At 56.5% G+C, this 25,449-nt stretch carries 21 protein-coding genes; 13 read left to right on the forward strand and 8 right to left on the reverse strand.

All coding sequences use genetic code 11. The features are described from left to right. Nucleotides 1–306 (reverse strand): electron transfer flavoprotein subunit beta/FixA family protein (locus tag V8U06_RS28150; protein ID WP_427143516.1); only part of this gene is annotated, 306 nt, incomplete at its 3' end. 306 nt (nt 307–612) lie between these two features. After that, nucleotides 613–1,962, reverse strand: coding sequence for an MFS transporter (locus V8U06_RS28155; protein ID WP_427143497.1), 1,350 nt, complete (start codon nt 1,960–1,962; stop codon nt 613–615). Nucleotides 1,963–2,409: 447 nt separating this feature from the next. Between V8U06_RS28155 and V8U06_RS28160 the strand changes: the two genes are divergently transcribed. From V8U06_RS28160 to ndpC, 4 genes are all read left to right on the forward strand, one after another. Beyond that, on the forward strand, nt 2,410–3,585 hold the full coding sequence (locus V8U06_RS28160; RefSeq protein WP_024899816.1) for an FAD-dependent oxidoreductase: 1,176 nt from the start codon (nt 2,410–2,412) through the stop codon (nt 3,583–3,585). Further along, nucleotides 3,582–4,508, forward strand: coding sequence for a hypothetical protein (locus V8U06_RS28165; protein WP_427143498.1), 927 nt, complete (start codon nt 3,582–3,584; stop codon nt 4,506–4,508). Before V8U06_RS28160 ends, V8U06_RS28165 begins: the two co-directional genes overlap by 4 nt. A 122-nt stretch (nt 4,509–4,630) precedes the next feature. After that, nucleotides 4,631–5,008, forward strand: coding sequence for a nuclear transport factor 2 family protein (locus V8U06_RS28170; RefSeq protein WP_427143499.1), 378 nt, complete (start codon nt 4,631–4,633; stop codon nt 5,006–5,008). Between the two features lie 102 nt (nt 5,009–5,110). After that, nucleotides 5,111–7,126, forward strand: coding sequence for a 6-hydroxypseudooxynicotine oxidase (gene ndpC, locus V8U06_RS28175; protein ID WP_427143500.1), 2,016 nt, complete (start codon nt 5,111–5,113; stop codon nt 7,124–7,126). 713 nt (nt 7,127–7,839) lie between these two features. Here the strand turns inward: ndpC and V8U06_RS28180 are convergent. From V8U06_RS28180 to V8U06_RS28190, 3 genes are read right to left on the reverse strand one after another with little or no spacing between them, the layout of a single operon-like run. Beyond that, complete coding sequence (locus tag V8U06_RS28180) at nt 7,840–8,349, reverse strand: thioesterase family protein (RefSeq protein WP_427143501.1); 510 nt, start codon at nt 8,347–8,349, stop codon at nt 7,840–7,842. A 13-nt stretch (nt 8,350–8,362) separates the two neighbouring features. Further along, a complete protein-coding gene (locus V8U06_RS28185; protein ID WP_427143502.1) occupies nt 8,363–10,030 on the reverse strand; it encodes an acetyl/propionyl/methylcrotonyl-CoA carboxylase subunit alpha in 1,668 nt (555 codons plus the stop codon). Between the two features lie 17 nt (nt 10,031–10,047). Then, nucleotides 10,048–11,187: an ABC transporter ATP-binding protein gene (locus V8U06_RS28190; protein ID WP_427143503.1), complete on the reverse strand. Its 1,140-nt coding sequence runs from the start codon at nt 11,185–11,187 to the stop codon at nt 10,048–10,050. A 192-nt stretch (nt 11,188–11,379) separates the two neighbouring features. Between V8U06_RS28190 and V8U06_RS28195 the strand changes: the two genes are divergently transcribed. The 9 genes from V8U06_RS28195 to V8U06_RS28235 all read left to right on the forward strand — a co-directional run bounded on the left by V8U06_RS28195 (nt 11,380) and on the right by V8U06_RS28235 (nt 20,775). Further along, nucleotides 11,380–12,474 carry an extracellular solute-binding protein gene (locus tag V8U06_RS28195; protein ID WP_427143504.1) on the forward strand — a complete coding sequence of 365 codons (1,095 nt, stop codon included), beginning with the start codon at nt 11,380–11,382 and terminating at the stop codon, nt 12,472–12,474. A gap of 12 nt (nt 12,475–12,486) precedes the next feature. Then, nucleotides 12,487–13,134, forward strand: coding sequence for a TetR/AcrR family transcriptional regulator (locus V8U06_RS28200; RefSeq protein ID WP_427143505.1), 648 nt, complete (start codon nt 12,487–12,489; stop codon nt 13,132–13,134). A 31-nt stretch (nt 13,135–13,165) separates the two neighbouring features. Next, nucleotides 13,166–14,728: a class I adenylate-forming enzyme family protein gene (locus tag V8U06_RS28205; RefSeq protein ID WP_427143506.1), complete on the forward strand. Its 1,563-nt coding sequence runs from the start codon at nt 13,166–13,168 to the stop codon at nt 14,726–14,728. Between the two features lie 11 nt (nt 14,729–14,739). After that, nucleotides 14,740–16,287 carry an acyl-CoA carboxylase subunit beta gene (locus tag V8U06_RS28210; RefSeq protein ID WP_427143507.1) on the forward strand — a complete coding sequence of 516 codons (1,548 nt, stop codon included), beginning with the start codon at nt 14,740–14,742 and terminating at the stop codon, nt 16,285–16,287. Nucleotides 16,288–16,406: 119 nt separating this feature from the next. Continuing rightward, on the forward strand, nt 16,407–18,008 hold the full coding sequence (locus V8U06_RS28215; RefSeq protein WP_427143508.1) for an ABC transporter permease: 1,602 nt from the start codon (nt 16,407–16,409) through the stop codon (nt 18,006–18,008). A gap of 3 nt (nt 18,009–18,011) precedes the next feature. Next, on the forward strand, nt 18,012–19,187 hold the full coding sequence (locus V8U06_RS28220; protein ID WP_427143509.1) for a thiolase C-terminal domain-containing protein: 1,176 nt from the start codon (nt 18,012–18,014) through the stop codon (nt 19,185–19,187). Then, complete coding sequence (locus tag V8U06_RS28225) at nt 19,184–19,591, forward strand: Zn-ribbon domain-containing OB-fold protein (protein WP_427143510.1); 408 nt, start codon at nt 19,184–19,186, stop codon at nt 19,589–19,591. Before V8U06_RS28220 ends, V8U06_RS28225 begins: the two co-directional genes overlap by 4 nt. A gap of 3 nt (nt 19,592–19,594) precedes the next feature. After that, nucleotides 19,595–20,038, forward strand: coding sequence for a MaoC family dehydratase (locus tag V8U06_RS28230; RefSeq protein WP_427143511.1), 444 nt, complete (start codon nt 19,595–19,597; stop codon nt 20,036–20,038). Then, the gene (locus V8U06_RS28235; RefSeq protein WP_427143512.1) at nt 20,038–20,775 is read left to right on the forward strand and encodes an SDR family oxidoreductase; all 738 of its coding nucleotides are present in this window, start codon (nt 20,038–20,040) and stop codon (nt 20,773–20,775) included. Before V8U06_RS28230 ends, V8U06_RS28235 begins: the two co-directional genes overlap by 1 nt. Before the next feature lie 411 nt (nt 20,776–21,186). Here V8U06_RS28235 and V8U06_RS28240 read toward each other — a convergent pair whose 3' ends face one another. The 3 genes from V8U06_RS28240 to V8U06_RS28250 all read right to left on the reverse strand — a co-directional run bounded on the left by V8U06_RS28240 (nt 21,187) and on the right by V8U06_RS28250 (nt 25,270). Further along, nucleotides 21,187–21,690, reverse strand: coding sequence for an SDR family oxidoreductase (locus V8U06_RS28240; RefSeq protein ID WP_427143513.1), 504 nt, complete (start codon nt 21,688–21,690; stop codon nt 21,187–21,189). 69 nt (nt 21,691–21,759) lie between these two features. Then, on the reverse strand, nt 21,760–24,216 hold the full coding sequence (locus tag V8U06_RS28245; protein ID WP_427143514.1) for a GcvT family protein: 2,457 nt from the start codon (nt 24,214–24,216) through the stop codon (nt 21,760–21,762). Nucleotides 24,217–24,466: 250 nt separating this feature from the next. Then, a complete protein-coding gene (locus V8U06_RS28250; RefSeq protein ID WP_427143515.1) occupies nt 24,467–25,270 on the reverse strand; it encodes a MerR family transcriptional regulator in 804 nt (267 codons plus the stop codon). Nucleotides 25,271–25,449: the final 179 nt, after the last annotated feature.

Raw genomic sequence — 25,449 nt, forward strand, 5'->3', positions numbered from 1 at the left:
CTTGAGGATCTTGGCGACCGCCAGCGGCTCGACGGCATCGTCCGTCTCGACCAGCACGGCGCGGTCTGCGCCCATGGCGAGCGCGGTGCGCAGCGTCTCCTCGGCTTTCGCCGGACCGATCGACACGACGACCACTTCCTCCGCCTTGCCGGCTTCCTTCAGACGCAGCGCTTCCTCGACCGAAATCTCGTCGAACGGGTTCATCGACATCTTCACATTCGCAAGTTCGACGCCAGAACCATCCGACTTCACGCGGATCTTTACATTGTAATCAACAACGCGCTTCACTGGGACAATGATCTTAATGCCGGAGTTTATTTGCATGTTTCGAAGCCTTTTTTACTTCCCTAGGTTCAAAATTCTGAAGAGCCTCATTGACTAGATTCCCTTATCTTGCGTTTGCCATTCAACCCCATTGCTTTCCGCTAAAGCCGCCGAAACGTCCGACAACATCTTTGAGTCCGGTTTGCTCGCCAGCAGCAACCCTTCGCCAACACTTCGGCTTTCGGCTAAGTGCAGCAATACCGCGAAACTCGCCGTTATCCGGTATGTAAATGGAGCACGATGGGTGAATGACAGCTCCGCCGCCATTCACCTTCAAAAATCAACGCATTAATTGACGTCGCGCAGGTCAATGCCCCTAGTTTCTTTCCAAGTTGCCACCACGCCCGCCGCTATTAGAACAACGATAACGACATACAGGTTAAAGACCCAAGAGAGTTGTTGGCTAGAAAACCAACTGCTCAAGTATGGTGCTGTGCCGCCAAACAGAGCAAGTGAAAGAGGGAGAGAAATACCCATAATGCGCGACCGGTACCGTGTTGGAACACGTTCAGCGATGATTGCGGGTAGCGTACCACCAATACAACCAGTAACCGAGAGCATGACGCCCTGTGCGACAAATAGCGTCCAAGGCTCACTGGATATGAAGCTAATTAGCGGAAATGTTAGCACTGCTACTGACAGAAAATAGAATATGGTGACGGGCTTCCTGCCGATTCGATCGGAAACGTATCCCCATACAGGAACGGCGATGATATAGGGAATTTGTGCAAACAAACTCGCTGTGAAGGCGCCGCTTGGATCCATGCCACGCTGCGTTATTGCGAACACCGCAGCGTACGCGGTCCAGAGATAATATGGCAGGCCGACGCCGGCTTGGTAGAAGAAAATCCCGACAGCACGTGATATAATTTTGCTTCTCGGCCAATCGGAGGTCTCGACCGGATTAGGGGAACCCTCCCCTTTTGAACCTACGAAATCCGTCAGTACGTCGCTTTCCATCATGCTCTTTCGCAGAAACAACACGAGCACGGAAAGCAGAGCACCGAGGAGAAACGGAATACGCCAGCCCCACGAGTCCATGTCTACGGCATCAATTACCCGGGTCAAGACCACACCAAGCAGCGTAGCGACTATGCTGCCGATGCCGACACTAAAGAACATGCTGCTCGTCCACAGGCCCCGCCGCTCCTTTGGAGCGATTTCCGCAAGATATGCGTAGGAAGCGGTCGCCTCACCCCCATGAGCAAAACCTTGCAACAACCTAGCAGCCAATACGATGAGAGACGCGAATCCGCCGATAGCGGCATACGTTGGGGACACGGCAATCAAAAGACTGCCGAAACCCATTAGTACCATGCTTGTCAACAGCACGGATCTGCGCCCCAAGCGATCCGCAAGGGCTCCGAAGACAATACCTCCAAGCGGACGAGAGATGAAGCCGACCGCAAAAATCGCCAAGGTGCTCAACAAAGCTGAGACAGGGTCTTGGGTGTCAAACATTGCCTTAGCTATGTAAGGCGCGAAAACCGCATAGATCGTCCAGTCGTACCACTCGAGTGTATTGCCCAGGCCAGTCGCGATTAATGACTTCCGTCGGAGTACATTACCCAGCCCATGCGAACGACCGACGGTTTGCACTTGTATGCCTGCATCAGATGACCCAACGTCCACGCTCATGAATTCCTCCCCCGCGTTCCGTCAAAACCCATTAAGTGCAGCCCCCTTCGAACAGATCAGAGGGTGTTGCGACTCTTGACGCCGACTTGGTCGGCGAAAGACACAATAGCGCCGGCCTCAATAAATTACAATATTGAATAATTAATTTGCCTCGGAAAGGCAGCTTCGCGTGTCGACTCGGCTCCCCAAATCTACCGTTATGTACTGGTCGCAGGTTTACGTGGACGCTCAATGGCAGGCCGTTGAGCGCAACCCAGTCGTCTTGACATCAGCGCGGTTTCTAATTATTCAATTTGTGAATTCACTGCGGGCGAGTATCGTTCGATCGGAGGGCAGCGGCAACTGGCGTGCCATGTTTGGCCGGCGCGGCAGCGTCGACGTAAATGTGGTGACCTTCAATGCCCGTTGGGTCAGCGACCACCATTTTCAAAGGGAGCGAGAGTTAATATGAGCGCACATGTCGTTGTCGTCGGTGGCGGCCCAACCGGGCTTCTTACCACGTTAGGCTTAGCACGTTCCGGTATGCGTGTGACTGTCTTGGAAGCAGAGGCGAGGCCCAACGATAGTCCTCGTGCGCTTGTTTACCATTCATCTGTTCTGCCACATCTCCGAGATCTAGGTGTGCTCGATGATTGCGTGAAGGCTGGCTTCCTTCGGCAGGACCACGCCTGGCGCATCCACGAAACCGGCGAGATGATTCGTTGGGATATCGGGTGTCTTGAAGGCGAGATCGAATTCCCCTACGCCCTTCATCTGGGTCAAGATAAGCTTTCACTTATCATTCTCTCGCATCTGCAGAGGTTGCCGAACGTAGAGATCCACTATTCGACCACTCTGGCTGCATGCGAACAGAACAGTAGTGGTATTCGGGCGACGATTGTAAAGGATGGAGTTAACGAGACCATTGACGCCGACTGGTTGATCGGGGCCGACGGCGCCACCAGTTTTGTTCGGCGAGAGGTTTTGAAGCTTAACTTCTTCGGTATCACGTGGCCAGAACGTTATGTCGCAACTAATACACGCGTAGATCTGGATCGGCGTGGCTATTCGAAGACGACGATGCAGATCGATCATGTCTACGGTTCGGTCATCTGTAAAATCGACACGAGCGACTTCTGGCGCGTGACATTTATGGAAGACCCAGCGCTTCCAGTCGAGGAACTCCCTCAGAGAATTGCAAAGGTGTTGCCGAGTTTGCTTACCGGCGGCGTTCCGTTCGAGGTGGAGGCATTTTCGCCCTACCGAATGCATCAACGCTGCGCTGATCGAATGCGGGTAGGGCGCATTATGCTAGTCGGTGATGCAGCGCACATCACCAATCCCACAGGGGGGCTAGGGCTGACAGGGGGTATGTTTGACACATTCGCGCTCGTCGAGGCCCTGACCCAAGTTGTTCACGATAACCGTAGCGAAGACATATTGGAAACCTACGATAGAGACCGTCGTTTCAAGTTTCTTGAAATTGTCTCGCCGCGCGCATCTTCAAACCTACGTAACATGTATCATATGCTACCTGGCCAGCAGAAAGAGCAGTGGATCGAGGAGGCGCGTGCGATCGCTGCGGACAGAGACAAGATGCGCGTCGTGATGAAGTTCCACGAACAGATGCGGACAGTATATTGAGCAATCTAACACCATTGGCCCTCGCAGACTTCGGGGGGAGATTTCTCACAACGTCCCGCAACCTGCACGCGGGCGAGACTTATCCGGGTCCAACTGCCTATGTCGAATGGTTCGTGCCCGTCGAACCAAAAAGCGTATCGATTACATTCGTACATGGCGGTGGTGGACAAAGTTCGGAGTTTCTGCGCACTCCGGATGGGCGGCCCGGCTGGGCGCACGCCTTTCTGCGCGCGGGATATCCCGTATACTTGCTTGACCGGCCAGGACATGGGCGAAGCCGCTGGGATCGGCGCGTACTTGGCAGTGCGACGGAACCACCTAGTTATGAGCAACTCGGTCCACGTTTTTTTGAAGCAGCGAAAAGCCAACTTTGGCCGGGGGCTGAAAAACACACGCAATGGCCCGGCGGTGAGACCCCTGTTGATCGCTTCATGGCGAGTCAAGGGCCAATGGCAACAAGTCTCGCCGCAAGCCAAGAACACGTGGAAGCTATCGCGCAGGGCCTATTCAGCATGGTTGGGGACACCGTTTTGCTCAGCCACTCCGCTGGTGCGCCGTGCGGATGGGCATTGGCGGCGATTGGTGGCCCATCAGTGAGGGCTATCGTTGCGGTGGAGCCACTAGGCTGTCCTGGCTTCAAACACCCCCTAGGCCAATTTTCGCACGGCCTCAACGCGGCACCCCTTTCCGGGGAGCATGATCCATTCATGCGGCCGATCGCGGTTGTAACAGGTGAAGCAAGTTGGATGCGTGAAGCAAATGCACAAGCAGCAGACTACATCCGGGGCCGGGGAAACCATGTCGACCACATTCGTCTTGAAGAGAAAGGCATCTTCGGGAATGGTCACATGTTAATGTCTGAGTATAACTCCGACGATATAGCTCGGGAGATCATAGATTGGCTCGCCGGTCATGTGAGCTGAGCCCCAACTTGTCTTCTTTGCGCAGTTAATACTGCGCTCCGAGGTGGACTGACCATCTGGTCATTCTTTCGGTGATAGCTCTCGAACCTTTCGGATTGTAGGAATCTATTGGAGGATTGTAAATGGAAAATCTTATCGCACAGGTTGAGTCCTTTATGGATACGTTCAACACACGCGATTTCTCGAAGACGCTCGATTTCTTCACCGACGCTAGTGTATACGTGGACCCTTTCGGTGTTCAGCACAGTGGACGCGCAGCAATTGGACAAGCGCTTGCGCCGAGTGATCAATTTTTGAACGCCTCCACAAAATACGACATCACATCCACCTCCATTGACGAGCGTACTTCGACTGCGACCGTTACATGGACCCTAGTAATAACATCCGATGGAAACACCTCTGCCATCGACGGTCTCGATATTCTTCGCTTCCGCGAGGGAAAAATTGCAGTTAAAAATGCGTTTTGCAAAGCGCGCGAGATCTCAACCCGCACGATCTGAACACCGGCGGTTTGTAAGCATTAACTTCTTCGCCATCTTAAATTGTCAGCGCACCATCATTAGCGTTGTACAGCATACCCGACACCGATTGGAGCGTCTCTAATGCGAGATCCACGTTATGACATCCTGTTCGAGCCCGTTCAAATTGGTCCCGTCAGAACCAAGAACCGATTCTACGTTGTACCGCATGCTCTAAGTATGGGTATGTCCTCCATCGACGGAATGATCGCGTATCGAAAAGCTCGGGCCGAAGGAGGATGGGGCGTCGTATGCTTGGAGGAAACGATGATTCATCAAACCTCTGACCATGCACCGCTCCCGGACCCCTGTTTTTACAGCGACAGTCATGTCCCCCAACTAGCACGCGTTGCCGCAGCCATAAAAGAACATGGTGCGTTGGCCGGCGTGGAACTCGCACATGCAGGTGCGTCGGGACCGGCCGCCTCCCATCGCGAGCATCCATTATCTCCTACCGCCAAATTCCCCCACTACTATTACAACCCGATCACAGCCCGTACAATCGACAAGCAAGATATTGCCAACTTCAGACGCTGGTATCGCGATGCGGCAGTGCGCGCTAAATCGGCCGGATTTGACATTGTGTATGTCTACTGCGCTCACAATTTGTCCCTTCTGCAGGACTTCCTTGATGTAAAAACAAACAAGAGAACCGACGAATACGGTGGGGTCTTCGAAAATCGCGTTCGACTGCTTCGCGAAACTCTTTCTGACGTGAAGGATGCGGTTGGCGACACTTGCGCGGTTGCGGTCCGATTTGCGGTAGAAGACAGGCGACGGGCATCAAATATTACCGCACTTGAAGACGGGCGGCGCGTTGTTGAAGCACTATCGGACGTTCCTGACCTGTGGGATGTCAATGTTAGTGATTGGCCGTGGGATAGCGGAAGCAGTCGCTTCTTTGAAGAAGGGCAGCAAGAGCCGTTTATCGATTTTGTTAAGAGCGTAACGAACAAACCTGTTGTAGGTGTTGGGCGATTTACGTCTCCTGACGCTATGGTCAGCCAGATTAAGCGGGGCGTTCTGGATTTAATCGGGGCCGCCCGACCTTCAATAGCCGACCCCTTCTTGCCAAACAAGATAGACGAAGGACGCCATGATGATATCCGTGAGTGCATAGGATGTAATGCTTGCACAGCAGAGGTTATGACATACGTCCGTATTCGCTGTACTCAGAACCCGTCAGCAGGAGAAGAGCATACTTTAGGCTGGCATCCAGAAAATGTGCCTCCTGCCGATGACCCATCCAAGACGATTCTTGTTGTGGGTGGTGGTCCCGCGGGTCTCGAAGCGGCCCACACACTTGCGAAACGCGGTTACCAGGTTTCTATCGCAGATGGAGGATCGGAGTGGGGGGGCCGTCTGGTGCGAGAGCGTAAAATGCCTCGCTTGAGTGCCTGGGGGCGCGTGGTGGATTACCGTGTTGGGCAATTGCAGACGATGCCCAATGCAAACATGTATCTCAACAGTGCCCTGACTGCTAACGACGTGATCGGCTTCGAAGCTGATCATGTGATCGTGGCGACCGGAGCAAAATGGCGCAAGGACGGGATCGGTCGCAATCACGATGAACCGATACCCGGCGCCGATCTCCCCCACGTGTACAGCCCGGAAGAAATCTTGGATGGCAACTTACCAAGCGGTGAGGTCGTCGTTTATGATGAAGACTACTTCTACATGGCAACGGTAGTGGCTGAGCGCCTTGCCCGGGCGGGCTGTAAAGTAACTTACATCACGACTGCGAGCGATCCGGCACCTTGGACGATCAACACGCTGGAACTTGTCCACGTAATCAACTCAATGAACGAGATGGGTATTGAAATCGTTGTCGGAACCTCCGTAACTAGTATCTCGTCGGGCAACATTACGACGAGTCGTATTCTTACTGGTGTGGAATCCAGTAGAAAAGTGGACGCCGTCGTTCTGGTAACCGGCCAAGTATCCGATGATATTCTTTATCATGAGTTAGTTGCAAAGAAAGAAGCAGGAAAGATTGCGTCGGTCGAACGCATAGGGGACTGTCTTGGGCCGGGCCAAATCGCTCAGGCCACTAAAGATGGACGAAAGGCCGGCATTGAATTTTGCGGTACCGGTCGTTAGGTCTCTTTTAAATCATCTCTCTCGGTCTCGTAGGAATCCCGCACGCATTTATTTGGTGCCTTCTATCATGGATCACGGCCGGATCTGGCTCGCAGCGTTCCGGTCGTAGGTTTGGCAAGCGAAACAATTGCCTCTCCTCAGCGAGCTGACGAACTAGAGCACGGCGATGGGTCGATGGATGATTTTGACATCACTTGCTTCAGACGTTCTGGACAGCGTCCGCTTTGACGGTGGTGATGATGGCCAGAGCGCTGGGCGAAGATTCGCGGCTACGTGTTTTAAAGCTGAAGATGACGGGGCATCGGCCCGTCAGGCGGCGGCCTGGCGGCGGCCCGGTTCGGAGTCGCAGTTTCGAGCGGATCCTCTGGATGCTCGAGCGAAGATCGGAGAACAGACGGCGCGGCTCAAAGCCGCCGTCGCGGGTCCAGCCTCGACGTATATGTGCAGCTTCATGATCGGGAAGGTCGAGGAGTTGCCGATGTGGTGACCGCGGGCAAATTTGTGGCGCCGGAGGGTGCGATTATGTAGCCGGTGCCGCGCCGCTTGAGCATCAATTTATAATATAATTCCAAGCTACCATCGCCTTCGGGTGTGGTTTGCGTGGCGAGAGCGCCTGGCCGCCGGTAATCGCATGAGGCTTCACTCCGGTGACACGGTCAGCCGTCCGCTTCCCTAAGCAAAACCCGTTGCGTTTGCCTACGATGGCTAGGAGATCAGGACCTTCTCGGTGCCTTTATCGCTGCAGCGAGCCCTTTGGGAGCTTTCACCGGCCGCCAGGAATCCAACGCCCGCTGCAGGCAGCTGCGCATATAGTCGTTGATGGGTGCGGACCGCCGCTTAACAGTGTCCACATGAACCATCATGTGCTCACCCGTAGCAAGCACAATGTCTCGGGCGGCATCTACGACGTACTGGTAGATATGGAGCCTCGTTTCGTCGTAACCGATCGTCTCGGTGAACACGCGTAACGGCGTGCCTAGCCGGCACTCTCGGAGATTTCGCTGATGCCCTTCTACTGAAAAAAAACTGAACCCCTGGAGGCGATACTCTTCCGTGAAGCCAATCGCCCGCAGATAGTTTTCACCTGCATCAGCTAACAACTTATAATATTGCCACTCCGTCATGTGGCCGTTGTAATCAATCCATTGATCATCCACCGTTGCCTCAAGTGTCAAGAGTGCATTCTCTTGAGGGCGATCATCTACAGCCTCGAATTCAAACATTGCTGCCGGCATCTCAGTCGAGCCCCATTAGGTCGTCGCCCGTTTCAATAAAGGCGCCAATCTCAACATTGATCTTGGCCACCACACCTTCGTTTTCGGCGAGGATCGACTGTTCCATTTTCATGGATTCCATGATCGCAACTACATCGCCCCGGGAGATTCTGTCCCCCGTCTTCACGCAAAGCTCCATTACCATCCCCGAGAGCGGAGCCTTTACGCCGATGCGGTAGATGGGAGCCTCATCAACATGTTGCGGCTGCTCGAGCATCGACATTTCTGTGGTCTCTTCTTGCGGTGCATCGGCTTTGTGTAACGCCAGTGCCTCTTGGGCAAGCTGGGGCATCTCGACGTCGATCCACCGTGTGTAGATGGCAAATTCCTGACGATACTCAGCGACAAACTCGCCGCGCTTTACGATAGCGCGATGGAGCGGTGTCACTGTGCTCACGCCTTCGATCACCAATTCGTCAAGCGCGCGTGCCGCGCGTTCGATTGCCTGTTCCCGATCGCGGCCGGTTACGATCAGTTTTCCGACAAGAGAGTCATAGTATGGAGGAATGGTGTCACCCTCGGCATAACCGAAATCCACTCTCACGCCCGGTCCGCCAGGAAGCCGCATTCGCTTGATCTTGCCGGGCACGGGTCGGAAATCGGCCCATGGGTCCTCAGCGTTGATCCGGAACTCAATCGAATGTCCCCGAACCGGCGCGTCGGTGAATGGCAATGGGCTGCCCTCGGCGATGCTGAACATCTCCCGTATGATATCAATGCCTGTCACCTCTTCAGTCACAGGATGCTCGACCTGAATACGGGTATTCACCTCGAGAAAATAGATGTTCCCCGCATTCGTTACCAGGAACTCGCAGGTCGCAGCCCCGCAGTAGCCAACCTCCTTAAGGATGCCGATCGACACTTTCCTTAAAACGTCAATCTGGTCGTTGCTCAAGAATGGTGCCGGTGCCTCTTCCACGAGCTTCTGCTGTCGGCGCTGCAGAGTGCAATCACGTGTCGAAATGACCGCAACGATACCGTGCTGATCGGCGAGGCACTGGGTTTCGACATGACGTGCATGCTCGGCATACACCTCGACGAAGCACTCCGGCCTTCCGAACGCGAGGCCTGCTTCGCGCTCCGCAGCCGCCATGAGCGGTACGATTTCTTCCATTGTCCGGACGATCCGCATGCCGCGTCCGCCACCACCATTCTGTGCTTTTATGATAACCGGCAGGCCATGAGTTTCGGCGAATGCCCGAACCTGTTCCTGGGTAACTGCTCCCTCGTCCAGAGATGGAAGAAGCGGCGCTCCGACCTTCCGCGCGATGGCACGAGCCTTCACCTTGTCGCCAAGCTGGGCGATAGCCTCTGGCGGAGGACCGATCCACACGAGCCCGGCCGCCTGTACGGCCGCGGCGAAGGTCTCGTTCTCGGACAACAAGCCATATCCAGGATGGACCGCGTCGGCGCCGCTACGTTTGGCAATGTCGAGGATGGCCGATTGATTGAGATACGTCTCCAGGGGCGAGTGGCCTTTGAGCGTGAATGCTTCATCCGCTGCTCGAACATGCAGGGCGTCCCGGTCCGCCTCGGAGGCGATGGCCACTGACACGTAGCCTGCATCGCGGCATGCCCTGACGATACGCAAGGCAATCTCGCCACGGTTCGCAATAAGGATCTTCTTCATTTTCATTCCTCAAGCTCTTAGTGATCGACAAGAACCATCGACGCGGGATTCCAAGTCAGCCACACCTCCGCGCCGGAGGCAGGAATTTGCGACTTTGAGCATTCCACCAAATACGTTGCACCGGAGTTGTCAGAAACGGTAACGATGCAGCGGCTTCCAAGAAAGAGTTCTTTCTCGATACGAACGGGGATAGCAGGGGCTTGCATCTCATCGACTGTGTCTGAGCCGAGCAGGATCAGATCTTCAGGGCGCAGAACGATCGACAGCGACGAGTGCTGTTTGAGGATCGCGCGCGGAAGAGGCAATGAGAAGGTAGCGCGGCCTGTCCGTATAAGGGTCCGTCCATCGCCACCCTGTTCCAAGCTCGTCACGTCAATCAGGTTCGCCTCCCCCAAAAAGCGGGCAACGAAACGAGACTTCGGTCGGAAATAGAGTTCGGATGGGGTGTCGTATTGCAGGATTTCCCCACCATCCATGATCGCGACCTTGTCCGATAGGATGAACGCCTCTTCCTGATCGTGCGTTACATAGACCGCGGTAATGCCGGTGCGCTGTTGGATTTCCCGCAGATCGGCGCCCAGTTGCTGCCGGAGCCTACGGTCGAGCGCACCCATGGGCTCATCGAGCAGGAGTAGCGCGGGGCGATAGACCAGCGCGCGTCCGATCGCGACACGCTGTTGTTGACCACCGCTGAGTTCGCCCACCGCACGATCGCCCGCATTGGGGAGCTCGATAAGCTCAAGAATTTCGTGTACACGACGCCGCCGATCGGCTTGCGGCCATTTGTGCAGCTTCAAGGGATATTCGATGTTCTGCGCGACGGTCATATGCGGAAATAGCGCGTAGTTTTGGAAGACGAACCCGATGTTACGCGCCTGAACCGGAAGACGGGTGACATCTTTCGCGCCGATCATGATTACGCCTGAGCTCGGGGTGAGAAGTCCGGCGATCGTTCGTAGAAGTGTCGTCTTTCCAGAGCCCGAAGGACCGAGCAAGGTGCAGAACGAGCCAGGCTCGATACTAAGAGCTGTTTTTTTTAGCCCTAAGTAGCCGTTGGCGAACCGAATTTCGACGTCTCTCACCTCGATACCGTTCGCCCGCTCCGCTTCGTTTTTTTCCGAGCGGGATTTCGTCGTGGTGGCGTCTTGGCTGATCATATTGCTACCCTCCTCCGCTAGCCCGGGACGGCGACCGACATCGCTCATCGGACTGCTATTTGCCCATCATAGCGGGCTACCTCATTTTTTATCAAGACGCTTGTGATAAAAAAAGCCTGTTGCAGCTTGCGCTACGGATTCTTTTTGTTACATTTGTCTTAGCAAAGGCAAACCAGAGGAAGGGGAATGCAAATGAGGAAATTGACCAGCAAGGCCACGTTTATCGTCGCAGGCGCAGCGCTCACGCTGTCGTCGGTGGCTTCGTACGCCGCCGACATTCTGCCGGCCGACGTGAAAGCAAAAATATCGGGAGAGCTCGTCTGGCACGATGGCTCCGGTGGTGCCACGACGCGGGCCCGTGAGGAAACGGTAATCAAGGACTTCGCGGCCGAGACCGGGGTCGAAGTCAAAGGCGACTTCAACTCCGACATGACTAAGTACTTCGCGGCGATGGACAGCGGCGCCTCGATTCCTTGGAGCATGATCGAGTTCCCGACAAAGGGCGACTTTATCAAGGCCCGTGACGCCGGCTACGTTCAGAAGCTCGATCCCAGCATCGTCGATCTGAGCAAACTCGGCCCTACGGCGCACGACGAATATGGCGTGGATGTTTTGCGCTATGGCATCGTCTTCACGTATAACACCAGCAAATTCGCGACCGATAACGCGCCGGCCAGCGTCGTCGATCTTTTTGACGTAAAACGTTTCCCCGGCAAGCGCTGCCTGTTTAAGTATCCCCAGTTCGGCGGCGTGCTGGAGGCCGCGCTTCTTGCCGACGGCGCGACGCGCGACAATCTCTACCCCCTGGACTTAGACAAGGCCTTCGCGAAGCTTGACACCATCAAGTCTGACATCCTCTGGTGGTCCAACGGCGATGACGCGATCCGCCTTCTTTCAAGCGGCGAGTGCTCAATGGGCATCGCCTGGAGCGGCCGCGTCTACAGCGCAGTGAAGAACGACAACGCGCCGCTCGCCGCGAAATGGGAGAATTCGCTCTACTCCCAGGCCGTATATGCCATTCCTAAAGGCGCACCGAATGCCGACGCCGGCCAAGCGATGATTGCCCATTTCATCGCCGACCAGGAAGGGCAGAAGGCGCTTGTCAAGCAGATCACTTATGCAACGGATATTGTCGGCCTCGACAGCACTGCGTACGGTGACGATCTTGGACCGTGGATCGTAGCAGGCGATAATGCTAAGAAAGCGATCGAGGAAAACGCCGACTACTACGCGAAAAATATCACGGAAGTAGTTGATCGTTTCAATCGTTGGGTCGCCCTCAATTAAAGAAAGAATGACATGCCTCGCCTGGTGGATCACAACGAACGACGAAAGCAGATTTGCGACGTTCTATTGGATGTCGTCTCGGAGGCCGGCATAGCGGCGGCCACCATCCGGGAGGTTGCGGATCGTTCGGGATGGTCCACCGGCGTCATCGGCCACTACTTCAAAAATCGTCAGGATCTTCTCCTTGGCGGATTGCGCCGAGCCGCCGAAATCCTTGGCGAACATAATACGCGCGTTATAAATACGCTGGAGGGCATCGCTGCCCTCGAGCAAATCCTCGAAGGCAGCATTCCCCTGGACAAGCGTCGGCTTGCGCTGTGCCGAATCTTCTTCTTTTTCTATGCCGAAGGCATGACTGAAGCTGATTTGAGGCAGGAGCTTGAGAGCTATCTCGTGGGATGGAGAAAGTCCGCGACACGGGCCATTCGTCAGGCGCAAGCGCACGGTGATCTGCCCCCGGACCTGGAGCCGAAAAGAGTGGCGGCCGACCTTGTCGGTCTCGCGGACGGGTTGAGCATTCACTCGCTTCTTGATCCGCGGGTGATGAGTCAACTTCGGGAACAGTCGCCTATCAGATACTGGATACGTCGACTGGGAACCGAAGTGTCGTCGAGTGACAAAGGCGAGCCAGCGCCGCCTACCCGGTATGCCTCCGCATAGCGGGCAACAGTACACATAAACGGGAACGCACATGTCGAATGTTATTTCCTCTACCCTCGGGTGGACAGTATCTTCTATTCTCGGCGATACGGGTCCTCAGGTTTTGCACCAGCCGGAAAAGCTCGCTCTCGTCTGGGAGCACGGTGCGCTTACCTACGGGCAATTACGGTCCAGAGCGCTGAAGCTGGCCGGCGCGTTTCGAGCGGCTGGGCTTCAGACTGGCGACCGCGTTGCCTCGATGCTCTATAACCGGGGCGAAATCTTCGAGCTCTATTTCGCCTGCGCTTTCGCCGGTCTTGTGTTCGTACCCGTGAGTTTCCGGCTAACCGCCAGCGAAGTGGCCTCAATTCTCGATGACAGCGGCGCTAAGCTCTTCTTCGTGGAAACTGAGACCTCGCCCGTAGCCGAGGACGCGTCGAGGGCTATAGCAAACGGCCCAAAACTAGTCGTGCTTGAGGCCAATGCAGGCGGATCTGCGTATGAGGCCTTCGCCGATGCTTGTCCGTCCCTGGCCTCTGCGATCCCACATGACGTACAAATGATCTTGTACACCTCTGGGACGACGGGAAAGCCGAAGGGCGTCGTGATGCGTTCGCTCGCAGTCATATGGTGTGCCATGCAGCAGGCCAGCATCTTCAAGCAGATGAACCAAGAGACGGTCATGCTTCTCAATGCGCCGATGTACAACACGGCTGCGTTGAATGAGAGCTCCATCCCGACGTTCCTCGTCGGCGGAACCGTCGCCATAATGCCGAGCCGCGGATGGAGCGCGGAGCGACTAGGCGAGTTTATCCAGAAGTGGAACGTGTCGCACGCCCTTATCTTCCCGTCCATGTTCCGCAATATGATCGAAGCAGACGATCGCGAGCCCTTGCCCCTCCAGTCCATGAAATGGTGGTACACGGGTGGTGAAAATTGCCCCCCCGCGCTCATCGCTGAAGCGCGTCGACGCTGGCCCCACATCCATCTGGCGATCGCCTACGGCTCCACGGAATGCGGTCTCCCAACGCTAATTGATGGCGACGATATCGATCTTCACCCTGGATCGGTCGGTCGGTGCGTTCCCGGCCAGTCAATCCGGCTCCTCGACGCCGACGGAAACTTGGTTCCTCCCGGAGGCGTAGGGGACGTGTGGACAGCTGGACCGGCGGTCATGAACAACTATTGGAACGCTCCTCAGCTCGATGCGGAAACGGTGCGTGACGGCTGGCTCAGGATCGGCGACCTCGCGACCATCGACGACGAGGGCTGGATCCGCATCGTCGGACGTAGCAAGGACCTCATTATTTCGAAGGGACAGAACATCTACCCTGCGGAGATCGAGAACGTCATACGCCAGCATCCCGCGGTCATCGACGTCGCTGTGGTCGGCCTTCCCGACGAGGAGTTCACAGAGGTGGTTTGCGCCGCGATCGTGCCACGGAAGGAAGGGACCATCTCCAAGGAAGAGATCATGGCGTTTCTTCTTACGAAGCTCGCATCCTACAAGAAGCCGCGACACATCGTCTTCGTCGACAGCTTCCCTATCCGAAATGCAACAAAGGTCGACAAGAAGGAACTGGCGAGCATCTGCGCCAAGATCCTAGCAATCTGAGGAGGAATGGGATGACCCAGAACATTAGTCCTGAATGGCAGGCTTTGCTGGAAGAACTGGATCGTCGTCGCGAAATCGCGCTCGCATCGAGCGGACCAGACCGGATTGCACGCGAGCATCGCTACGGTCGCTCCACGGCACGCGAACGGATTGCCAAAATCGCGGATCCCGACAGCTTTCTCGAGATCGGGACTTTCGTGACCACACCTACCGAGGATGGCTCTCTCCTCGCACCTACGTTCGTTTGCGGCCTCTGCGAAATCGACGGTCGCCCGGTGGCAATCGGCGCGGAAGATTTCAGTGTTGAAGGCGGCGGCGCGGGCGTGCACCTTGTGCGCTACAAGGGCGGTTGGGGCGGGTTCATCGAAGAATTTGCGATCGGTTACAAAATCCCGTTCGTCATGCTGATCAACGGGGTCGGTGGCTCCATCCTTCTGCAGGATCAGATCGGCTATCCGGAACTGCAGTCCGCCAACCCCACCTATCCTATGTTCGAGTTGCTGCAACAAGTCCCCGTTCTGGCTGCCGTGCTAGGCCCTACCGCCGGCAGCTCTGCGGCCCGAGCGCACATATCGCACTTCTCCGTCATGACCTCGGACAACGGGTGTCTATTCGCCGGAGGCCCTCCCGTGGTTAAGCAGGCCCTTGGTTTGGAGATCGACAAGTTCGCCCTTGGTGGCGTCGCGATCCATACCCGTTCATCTGGTCTGATTGACAACGCTGCCGAAAACGAGGATGTGGCGCTTGCTCAAGTCCGTCAGGTCCTCTCATACCTGCCAGACAATGTCAGCCGCCGGCCGGCAGTCATTGAGACTTGGGCCGAAAATGATCAGAACGAGCTCTTTTCGATCGTGTCTCCGAGTTTGAGACGCGCCTACGACGTTCACAAGCTGATACGGTGCATCGCAGACCAGGACACGTTCTTCGAAATCGCGCCGGACTACGGTCGTTCGCTTCGCACTGGCCTGGCCCGGATCGAAGGTCACACGATTGGGATCCTGGCTTCGGACGCGCGGTTCGTCGCCGGATCTCTGGATGTGCAGTCTTCTCTGAAGCAGGCCAAGTTCGTCGAGCTCTGTGACCGATTTCATATTCCGATCGCATATCTCGTCGATGTTCCGGGCTTCCTCGTAGGGCCGAAGGCGGAGGAAGCAGGTGTCCTGACGTTTGGCGCAATGGCGCTTCGGGCAATCCAGCAAGCGAAGGTGCCCGTGATAACGGTACAGGTCCGTCGGTCCTTTGGCCTCGGCGGCGTGGCGACAGGAAGCCGCAATCCTTTGAGCTTGCGGCTCGTGTGGCCAAGCGCGGCTTGGGGCGACATGCCGATAGAAGGCGGCGTCGAAGCGGCGTTCCGAGCAGAACTGGAAGCTGCACCGCCTGAGGAACGAGCGGCTTTAAAGGCGCAGCTGACGAAACGGTTCGAAGAACAGACATCGATCTGGAAGGCTGTCGAAAACTTCGGCGCGGAAGAAATGATCGATCCCCGAGACACGCGCAAATATCTCGCGCGACTCCTCAGGCTCGCATATCGCATGCCGCAGGAAGGTCGAAGTGGATGAGGTACGTTTCAGTTACCTCCCTTGCCGGGCAAAGACGTCATGTCGGCGTCGCCGCAACGAAGTTCGCCTTGCTACTGCCAGCAATCTTCGTCCTCTCCTTATCGTTGGGCTGGCCGCTCTTGACGATCATCATGCGCAGCCTGAACGAAAAGGGCCGATCGAGCTTTTCGGAGCCGCTTTACTTTGGCCACTACGCAGCGATCGTCCAGGACGATTTGTTGCGTCAGGTAGCGCTGCACAGCGTGATGCTCGCATTCGTGTCGATGATCGCAACGGTGCTTTTGGCATTTCCGGCCGCATACGTGATTTCGCGCCTCTCCCGGCGTTTGTCATCGCTGATGATGGTCCTCGTGCTTATGCCGTTCTGGGTATCGATCATCGTGAGATTATTTGCCTTCACCACCATCCTCGGTACGCAAGGCATCATCAATTCCGCTGCTGGAGCGCTCGGGCTTGGCCCGTTTCCCCTGCTGTACAACACGTTCGCGACGATCGTCGGCATGGTCGCCTACCTGCTGCCATATCTAATTCTCATCCTCGTTTCGGCGATGATGTCGATCGATACCTCGCTTCTCACCGCCGCTCGAACAATGGGCGCATCTGAAAGTCGTGTCTTCCTCGACATCTATTTCCCGCAGGTCCGCCCGGCGCTGCTGGGTGGAAGCGTGCTGGTCTTCGTCCTGGGGCTTGGCTTCTTCCTGACACCGGCAATCCTCGGCGGTCCGCACAATCTGACCATCCCGATCTTCATCCAGCAGCAGGTCCAGAACTACCAGTGGGGCAAGGCAGCGGCGATGGGCATCGTCCTGCTGGCGGTCTCGATCGTTGGATATGCCGTGGCACTTAAGGTAGGGGGTAAGGGAATGCTTTCGCCGGTCCAGCAAGGCTCGCGCGGCGCTTCAGCCCGCGCCCCCCTTCGACCAACTCCGGTGACCAGTATTTGCGTCGTGGTGCTCGTCTTCGATCTCATTCTGCTGATCCTACCGCTCCTTGTCGTCATCCCGACGTCGGTCACTCCGACCACGCAGATTCAATTCCCACCGGTTGGCTTCAGTACCAAGTGGTTCATCGAGGCTCTGACGTCATCGATCTGGATCGATGCGTTCCTCAAGAGCATCAGGGTTGGCGTCATGACGGCAGTTTTCGCTTCCCTCTGCGGCCTCGCGCTCGCCAGGGTCGGGACGCGTTCAAAGTCTGCGGCGCTCAAGTCAGCCATTCAGATGGCCGCCATTATGCCTCTGATCGTTCCGGTCATTTTACTCGGTATCGGAATCTATGACGTCCAAGGTCGGCTGGGCATGCTGGGCAGCGACTTCGGACTAGTCGTCGCTCATGCCGTACTTTGCTTGCCACTTGTGTTCCTCGTGCTGGCCAATGCACTTGCTGCCGTCGATATCTCGATCGAGCAAGCGGCCTGGTCGATGGGTGCGAGCAGTACCAGGGCCTTCTGGGATATGGTCGTGCCGCTCGCCATGCCGGTGCTCGTTGGCGCGTTCCTCATCTCCTTCGTGACGTCTTGGGACGAGGCTGTGCTGGCGATGTTCCAGACGGAACTCGATAAAACACTGCCAGTCACGATCTATTCCTTCCTTCGAAGCGGCATCACTCCGGCGGTCTCAGCTGTCGCGACAATCATCATCGCACCGGTCTTGATCGGCACAATCATCGTCGCCGCAAAATCTTTCACTACAAGTCGAAGTGCTACAAAAGTGAGATCCTAGCTCATGGCAACCGAACGTTTTCCAAGCGGCTCCGCGTCAATCGTGGGAGCCTTTGAGTCCCCGCGTCGAAAGGCGCCTGGCGTCCATCCCTACCAAATCCACTCTGAGGTGATCGCCGGGGCGCTTGCCGATGCCGGTCTGACGATTGCTGACGTCGACGGTTTCGCTACGGCAGCCTCGTTTCCCTCCGAAGCGGGCTGGCAGCTGAATGCCGTCGAGATCGCCGAATACGTGGGTATCAACCCCTCTTGGGTGTGCAGCACCGATATCGGAGGAGCCGCAGCTCTGAGCCATGTCGGCAACGCCGTCGCGGCGATCAAGGCCGGTCTCTGCAACACAGTCGTCGTTTCATACGCCTCATCCGGCCGCTCATGGCCTCTGAGCGCAAGCGACTTCAATACCGGGCAGACCGGACCGGGCGAGTTCGAGGTACCGTACGGAGTTTCGACAATTTCCGCTTATGCGTTGGCCGCGACGCGATACATGCACCAGTACGGACTCAAGTCGGAACACCTCGCCGAAATCGCCGTTCAAGCGCGCCGGTACGCACATTTGAATCCGGAGGCGATGTACCGCGATCTTATCACGATCGATGACGTCCTCTCCTCTCCGATGATCTCGTCGCCGCTTCACAAACTCGATTGTTGCGTCGTCAGCGACTCGGGCGGTGCAATCGTCGTCACGTCTAAGGACCGTGCACGCGACACGCGCCGAGGCGGGCCTTCTGTGTTGGGCTTCGGAGAAGCGATCAGCCACGGCCAGATGAACCAGATGTGCGACATGACCACCACTGTCGCTGAACATTCGGGCCGGCGGGCGTTCCAGACCGCTGGATTAACACCCGAAGAAATCCATGTTGCGCAGATCTACGATTCTTTCACGATCACGGTCGCTCTCACGCTCGAGGCCCTCGGCTTTGTTCCCAAGGGTGAAGTGGGCGACTTTATCTCCGAAGGTGGGATCGCGCCTGGCGGACGGCTCCCAATCAATACGGATGGTGGGGGCCTTTCATCGAACCACGCGGGAAGACGCGGCATGTTTGCGACAATCGAGGCAGTACGCCAGCTCCGAGGCGAAAGCCCCGGCCTTCAACTTGCTTCCCCAGATCTGTGCCTCATCAACGGTACCGGCGGCTGGCTTTCAGCCACGGCCACTCTCATTCTTGGAGGCAAACAATGATTGAAATGACCTCTGTCCATCCTGTCCACAATGCTCTCTCAAAGCATTGGTTCGAGGCGGCTAGCAGGGATGTCCTGCTCATTCAAAGGGATCCGCTTACCGGCGCGGCACAGATGTACCCTCGCGCCCGCGTGGCGGGCTTTCCAGAGCGAGAGCCGGAGTGGGCCGAAGCCACGGGCCGCGGCACTCTCTATTCCTTCACCGTCGTCGAGCGATCAATCCACAAGGAATTTGCGGCGATAACGCCGTTCGTTATCGCGATTGTCGATCTGGAAGAGGGTGCCCGTATCACAAGCTGGGTCGTCGATACACCGATCGAAAGAATCCAGTGCGATATGGCCCTCAAGGTCGTGTTCCGTGAAATTCATCCCGGCGTAAAAATGCCCTGCTTCGTGGAGGGCTGACGAATGGAAACCGTGTTCAACGACATCCAAGAAGGCGCGGAATACGAGTCCGCCGGCCGGACCATAACGGAAGCTGACATCGTGAATTTCGCCGGCTTGAGCGGGGACTTCAACCCGCTCCACATGGATGAAGAATGGGTTCGCGAAAATACCAAATACCCTTCCCGCATCGCGCACGGACTACTCGTTCATTCGATCGGCGAGGGCCTGAACTGCACAGAGCTTTCGGCGTGGAAAATTCTCGGCTTCCTGGAAACACAACGGCGGATGCTTCTTCCGGTGCTACCGGGCGACCGGATTTGCCAGCGTTACGTCGTGAAATCGAAACGCCCAAGCTCGAAGGACCCGTCGCGCGGTGTGGTCGAAGTGGAGGTCGCGATCCGCAACCAACGGGGCGAGATCGTGCAGGACGGATACAACAGATATCTTATCGGAGGTGGAGGCTGATGCGTGGCTTAAAGGACAAAGTCGTGGTCGTAACGGGCGGCGCGCAAGGGATCGGTAAAGCGACCGCTATCCGCCTGGCCGAGGAAGGTGCGATCTTGGTGATTGCGGACCGTAACCTTGATGGCGCAGCAGCGACGACCAGGGAAATCGACGCATCCGGCGCCCGTGCGTTGGCCGTCTCGCTCGATGTTTCGGATCGCGAAAGCTGGGCCCAAGCCGCGATCAAGATCAAGGAAACCTTTGACGGAGCAGACGGCCTTGTGAACAACGCCGGCCTGACACGTGACAAGTCCTTGCTAAAGATGGGCGAGGACGATTGGGATGTGGTCCTGAACGTCAACCTGAAAGGGGCGTGGCTCGGGTGCCAGGCCATCGTGCCCTTGATGGTTGGTCGCGGTGGCTCGATTGTAAACCTGTCGTCCGAAGCTCGGTGGGGCGCGTTTGGCCAGTCGAACTATTCGTCGGCGAAGTCGGGTCTGGTCGGCCTGACGCGGACCGTTGCAATCGAGCAAGCACGTAACGGTATTCGGGTAAATGCTGTCGCTCCGGGAACAACTACAACCCCGATGGTTGAAGCTGTTCCGGAGCAAATCCGCCAAGGATGGCTTGAGAGCATCCCCCTGCGGCGCGAGGCCAGTCCGGCGGAAATCGCCTCGGCGATTGTTTTCCTTCTCTCCGACGACGCTAGCTACGTGACAGGCCAGGTACTGGGCGTGAACGGCGGCTCTGCTCTTTGAATTGAAATGCATCCCAATGCGACCATCAACCTCAACGGTCTGATGGTCGCATTGGGAATTTGGATCGGGTTGTTTCACGTCGCCGCAGATGGACGCTTTCGCGGTTATATTGGTGTAGCGCACGAGAGGGCGGGCTTAGAATAGTTTCAATCGCACCAGATATATCCGAGGAATTCTTGCTGCACATGAACTCATGCACAGCACGGTGATGCTCCATGGCCTGGTTCGGCAAACCTGAATAGGCGGGGCCGGACAGATGCTCCTCGATATCGACGTCAACGTACCACATTTCATGACCCGCCGCCTTCACGATCGCTTGTATCGCCTCGTGCCATGTGTGGGCGATTGGACCGGTAGAGTGTAGGATCTGCCGGTATGCCCTGCCTCTAGGGACCGTCGCCGCCGTGTCTGCTATGTCGCGGGTATCGACAAACGCAGTTGGCCAACCCTTAGTAGGCACCCCAACCTCGCCCTCGTCGCGTAACTTCGGAAGGAAGTACTCGGGGGCGGAGAAGTTCTGTATAAACCAATGGGGCGCAAAATCGTCCACTCGAATCTCGAGGTTTCGATCAGCCGCTCGACGCGCCGTTCGTCGAGATTTTCATTCCGAGTTTCAGCCGCGATGCCTGACAAAAGCACGATGCGCCGGACCGATTTTGCGTCGTCCAGAAAGCTTGCCACCGTGGCTTCAACGTCCACAGCACCATAGGCGTTCGGTTTGACAAGGTAGACGCAGACAACGTTCGCAAGAACTGCTTTCCAGGTTTCAGGAACATTCCAATCGAACGCCCGTCCGCCGGAACCATGGGGTCGCCTAGACGCGCCGATTACGTCTACTGCCGACCTTGCTTGGAGACATTCCGTAACTTTACGACCGGTTTGACCGGTGGCTCCCAGAACTAAAACCTTCGTCATCGAGGTGTCCGTTCAGGTCGTGGTCAATAGGTGTGGCTGGAACATGTAAGTTCCAGCCACAACCGTCTACTAGCTTTTCACCTTCTCGCTGCGTGAATCGTACCAAGCGCCGAGTTGGACCTCGATTGGGTAGCGTTTCATCGCGACCTCCACCTCCCATTTGCCACTTGCCAGCCATTCCTTGGTCACGCCCTCGTTGGACGAGACATATCCAAGACCAAGCGAAGCCTTGACGCGGTGTCCGTACGCTCCCGACATAATCGACCCTACAATGATGCCGTCACGAATAAGCGGCTCGTAGTGAAACAACATCGGGTGTGTGCCCCCGGTCTCATTAGAGACTTTCACCTGCACAAGCCGCCTTTTCAAAGTGCCCTCGGCCTTCTGGCGTACCAAAACGTCTCGGCCGATAAACCCGCCTGGCTTATCCAGCGCAACGGTGAAAGCAACGCCCCCCTGGAACGGCGTATCCTCCTCACCGATATCGTGGCCCCAATGGCGATACCCTTTCTCCATTCGCATCGAATTGAGTGCGAAGAACCCAGCGTTCTTAAGCCCAAAATCTTGTCCGGCTTCCATCAGAACATCATAGACATGTGCCGCCATTTCGCTCGGGATGTAGAGTTCGAAGCCCAATTCGCCGACGAACGTCAACCGGCTGGCACGGACGCGCGCGTAGCCAAGATCGACCTCGCGGCTCGTGCCAAACGGGAAGAACTCGTTCGAGAAATCATCGGAGGAGACACTCGCGAGCAGGTCGCGGGACTTCGGTCCCCACAGCGCGAGCATCGCAAGCCCCGAGGTAACGTCTGTAATGTATACTTGGGCGCCTACAGGCACGCGTCGCTTGAACCAAGCAATATCGCGTCGCTGAGAAACAGCCACCGTGACGACCAGATAGGACTGTTCCGCCAGTCGGGTGATCGTTACGTCGGCCTCGATACCGCCGTTCTCATTCAGCCACTGAGTGTAAACAACCTTCCCAATCGGCACATCACATTCAGCCGCGCTGATCCAGTTCAGGGACTTTAAAGCGTCAGGGCCTTCGACTATATATTTGACAAAGCAGCTATGGTCGAAGAGTGAGACATTCTCGGCTGTGTTGGCGCACTCAGCCGCGACATTGTCGAACCAGCTCGGCTTTGAATACGAATATTCGATGTTGGCAAGCTCGTCCTCTGTGCCATAGAAGCCAGGGCGCTCCCATCCTGCGAGTTCGGTCATGAACGCACCTGATGCCAACAGGCGGTCGTGGAACGGCGAGCGGCGAACGCCTCGCGCGGTTTCGAATTGCTTCCCCGGCCAATGCATGTCGAACAGCGTGCCGATGGTCTCGACGGAGCGGTCGGCAAGATACTTCTTGTTTCGCTGAAACGATTGCGTTCGGCGAACGTCGACATCCAGCAGTTCGACCGGCGGACGACCTTCAGCGATCCATGATGCCATTGCCTTCCCGACACCACCTGATGAAAGGATCCCGATGGAATTGAAGCCGGTCGCGGCGAAAAGGCCGTCGATTTCCGATGTCTCACCAAGATGGTAGCGATTGTCCGGAGTGAAACTTTCGGGACCGTTGAAGAAGAGCTGGATGCCAGTCTCCTGCAGGACAGGAACGCGCTCCATGGCCATCTCAAGGTATGGACTGATGTGCTCCAAGTCCTCGGGGATCGTATCGAAGCAAAAGCTCTCGGATATGCCGTTCTGACCCCACGGTTTCGCTCCGGGTTCAAAGAAGCCAATTAGCAGCTTGCCGGCATCTTCCTTGTAATAAGCCCACTCATCGGCTGTGAACATAACCGGAAGATTGCGCGGCAGCTCTGGGATAGCCTCGGTCACCACATAGAAGTGTTCTGCGGCATGCAAGGGAATGGTCACGCCGATTTGAGCTGCGAGGTCACGGGACCACATCCCACCTGCGATGACCACTTTCTTGGCAGAAATCCGCCCCTGCTCGGTCATTGCGCCGACAGCCTTGCCGCTCTCGGTGAGGATTTGTGTAACCTTAATATTCTCGAGGATCTTGGCGCCGCCCTGGCGAGCTCCCTTTACGTAGGCCATCGTCACGTCGGCAGGATTAACCTGGCCGTCATTGGGGAACCAGAAACCACCCACGAGCCCTTCAGTGCTGATCGGAGACCAACGCTCCTTGATCTGATCAACGGTCATGGCCTCGACGGGCAGGCCGAAATTTCTCCCCATCGACGCACCACGTGCCAATTCCTCATAGCGAGCCTGCGTCTTCGCAAGGCGCAAAGAACCGTTCTGCTTGAAACCGGTCGCCTGCCCAGTCTCTTCCTCGAGCCGCCCAAAGAGCTCTCCGGTATATTGCGCAAGTTCCGTCATACGCTGCGTTGCACGGAGCTGCGTCACAAGACCGGCGGCGTGCCAAGTCGTTCCACTCGTGAGCTGTCGACGCTCACAAAGAACAACGTCCTTGATGCCGAGCTTCGTCAGATGATAGGCAATCGAGCAGCCCGCGATACCGCCGCCGATGATGACGACATCGGCCTGTGATGGAATATCCATTCCTGTGTCCTTTAGATTTGGAGCCTGCCCTGCCCTCGTAGCTCCTGCTGGCGGACATGGTTCTATCCGGCGATCAGAGGCATTGATGGCAGATCTTAATCTCGCCGGCTCGCCCGCATTCGGGATCGGTCCGTCTGAAAAGGATTCATATCATATCAGGGCTGAAACTCTACAGAAATCATGCCGAGTTTATAAAAATCTCTCGGCCCACCTTCCGGCAAGGGACGAAGGTTCATCGCCGGCAATCGCTTTAGAAAGTCGGGGGGGTGTTCACCCAGATCAGTTTACAAGCCTTCGAGCCAACAGAGCGCCAGGAGTGCGCGCGGTGACTTTCGAAATACATGGCATCGCCTGGGTTCAAGGTAGCGAGACCTAGCCCATCCACTTCGATCTCAAAGCTACCCTCTAACACCCGGATGAACTCCTCGCCTTCATGCCGGTAGAAACCCTCACTTCCGGCACCCGGTTCAAGCGTCCACTCCTGACAGTCCATCATCCGCGGACCAGAAGCTAACTCTCTGATCTGAATGCCCTTGCCGAGTGAAGGAAGCTGTCGCCCCTCCCCGCTCCTTATGACGGCTTTCGGTGTTTCCTCTGGGCTGGCAGTGAGCTGCGTCACGGTAACGCCCAATGTTTCGGCTATAGCGCGCAACAGCGGGACACTGGCGCCTCGAGACGTGCGCTCAAGTGTGCTTATCACCGACGAGGACACGGCCAACACCTTCGCAAGCGCCGTTATCGTCAGACCCTTTTCGCGACGCAGCCGCCGGATCTCATACCCGAGCCTCGGAGGCGGAAGGTTTTCGCTTCCTGTTTCCTGGGAGACCAGATCCGTTCCGTCCAGTGAAGATTTGATCGCTGCAAGATTCAGGCCTTGGACGGATCTCAAGCGAACGATCTGATGTACGCGGGCGAAGTCATCCTCGGAGTACATCCGGTAGCCACTGGCCGTCCGTGTTGGAACGATGAGCCCATGTTGCTCCCAAAGCCGAAGCGTCGCCGGCGGCACACCGGTCGCAGCAGACAACTCTGAAACCTTATACTGTTTGCTCATGGCTTTCCTTGCTCGAAATCTCACAGTTGAGTGCTACGAGACTGCTCCGCAAACTGCAACCACGCGATTTGCCAAAGGCACACAGTCGGCGGCTCGATTGAAGGATTTCAGCACGGATTCACATGTTCGGATAGACCGGGCCTTCGCCGCCCTGCGGCGGCACCCAGTTGATGTTCTGG

The sequence above is a fragment of the Shinella sp. G-2 genome (assembly GCF_050172695.1).
Classification (GTDB): domain Bacteria; phylum Pseudomonadota; class Alphaproteobacteria; order Rhizobiales; family Rhizobiaceae; genus Shinella.

What these genes read in the sequence shown, in the direction of transcription:
- V8U06_RS28230 (WP_427143511.1), top strand. Translation starts at nt 19,595, where the DNA reads ATGGAAACCGTGTTCAACGACATCCAAGAAGGCGCGGAATACGAGTCC.
- V8U06_RS28235 (WP_427143512.1), top strand. Translation starts at nt 20,038, where the DNA reads ATGCGTGGCTTAAAGGACAAAGTCGTGGTCGTAACGGGCGGCGCGCAA.
- V8U06_RS28185 (WP_427143502.1), bottom strand. Translation starts at nt 10,030, where the DNA reads ATGAAGAAGATCCTTATTGCGAACCGTGGCGAGATTGCCTTGCGTATC.
- V8U06_RS28155 (WP_427143497.1), bottom strand. Translation starts at nt 1,962, where the DNA reads ATGAGCGTGGACGTTGGGTCATCTGATGCAGGCATACAAGTGCAAACC.
- V8U06_RS28200 (WP_427143505.1), top strand. Translation starts at nt 12,487, where the DNA reads ATGCCTCGCCTGGTGGATCACAACGAACGACGAAAGCAGATTTGCGAC.
- V8U06_RS28180 (WP_427143501.1), bottom strand. Translation starts at nt 8,349, where the DNA reads ATGTTTGAATTCGAGGCTGTAGATGATCGCCCTCAAGAGAATGCACTC.
- ndpC (WP_427143500.1), top strand. Translation starts at nt 5,111, where the DNA reads ATGCGAGATCCACGTTATGACATCCTGTTCGAGCCCGTTCAAATTGGT.
- V8U06_RS28170 (WP_427143499.1), top strand. Translation starts at nt 4,631, where the DNA reads ATGGAAAATCTTATCGCACAGGTTGAGTCCTTTATGGATACGTTCAAC.
- V8U06_RS28205 (WP_427143506.1), top strand. Translation starts at nt 13,166, where the DNA reads ATGTCGAATGTTATTTCCTCTACCCTCGGGTGGACAGTATCTTCTATT.
- V8U06_RS28210 (WP_427143507.1), top strand. Translation starts at nt 14,740, where the DNA reads ATGACCCAGAACATTAGTCCTGAATGGCAGGCTTTGCTGGAAGAACTG.
- V8U06_RS28195 (WP_427143504.1), top strand. Translation starts at nt 11,380, where the DNA reads ATGAGGAAATTGACCAGCAAGGCCACGTTTATCGTCGCAGGCGCAGCG.
- V8U06_RS28240 (WP_427143513.1), bottom strand. Translation starts at nt 21,690, where the DNA reads ATGACGAAGGTTTTAGTTCTGGGAGCCACCGGTCAAACCGGTCGTAAA.
- V8U06_RS28250 (WP_427143515.1), bottom strand. Translation starts at nt 25,270, where the DNA reads ATGAGCAAACAGTATAAGGTTTCAGAGTTGTCTGCTGCGACCGGTGTG.
- V8U06_RS28225 (WP_427143510.1), top strand. Translation starts at nt 19,184, where the DNA reads ATGATTGAAATGACCTCTGTCCATCCTGTCCACAATGCTCTCTCAAAG.
- V8U06_RS28220 (WP_427143509.1), top strand. Translation starts at nt 18,012, where the DNA reads ATGGCAACCGAACGTTTTCCAAGCGGCTCCGCGTCAATCGTGGGAGCC.
- V8U06_RS28245 (WP_427143514.1), bottom strand. Translation starts at nt 24,216, where the DNA reads ATGGATATTCCATCACAGGCCGATGTCGTCATCATCGGCGGCGGTATC.
- V8U06_RS28190 (WP_427143503.1), bottom strand. Translation starts at nt 11,187, where the DNA reads ATGATCAGCCAAGACGCCACCACGACGAAATCCCGCTCGGAAAAAAAC.
- V8U06_RS28160 (WP_024899816.1), top strand. Translation starts at nt 2,410, where the DNA reads ATGAGCGCACATGTCGTTGTCGTCGGTGGCGGCCCAACCGGGCTTCTT.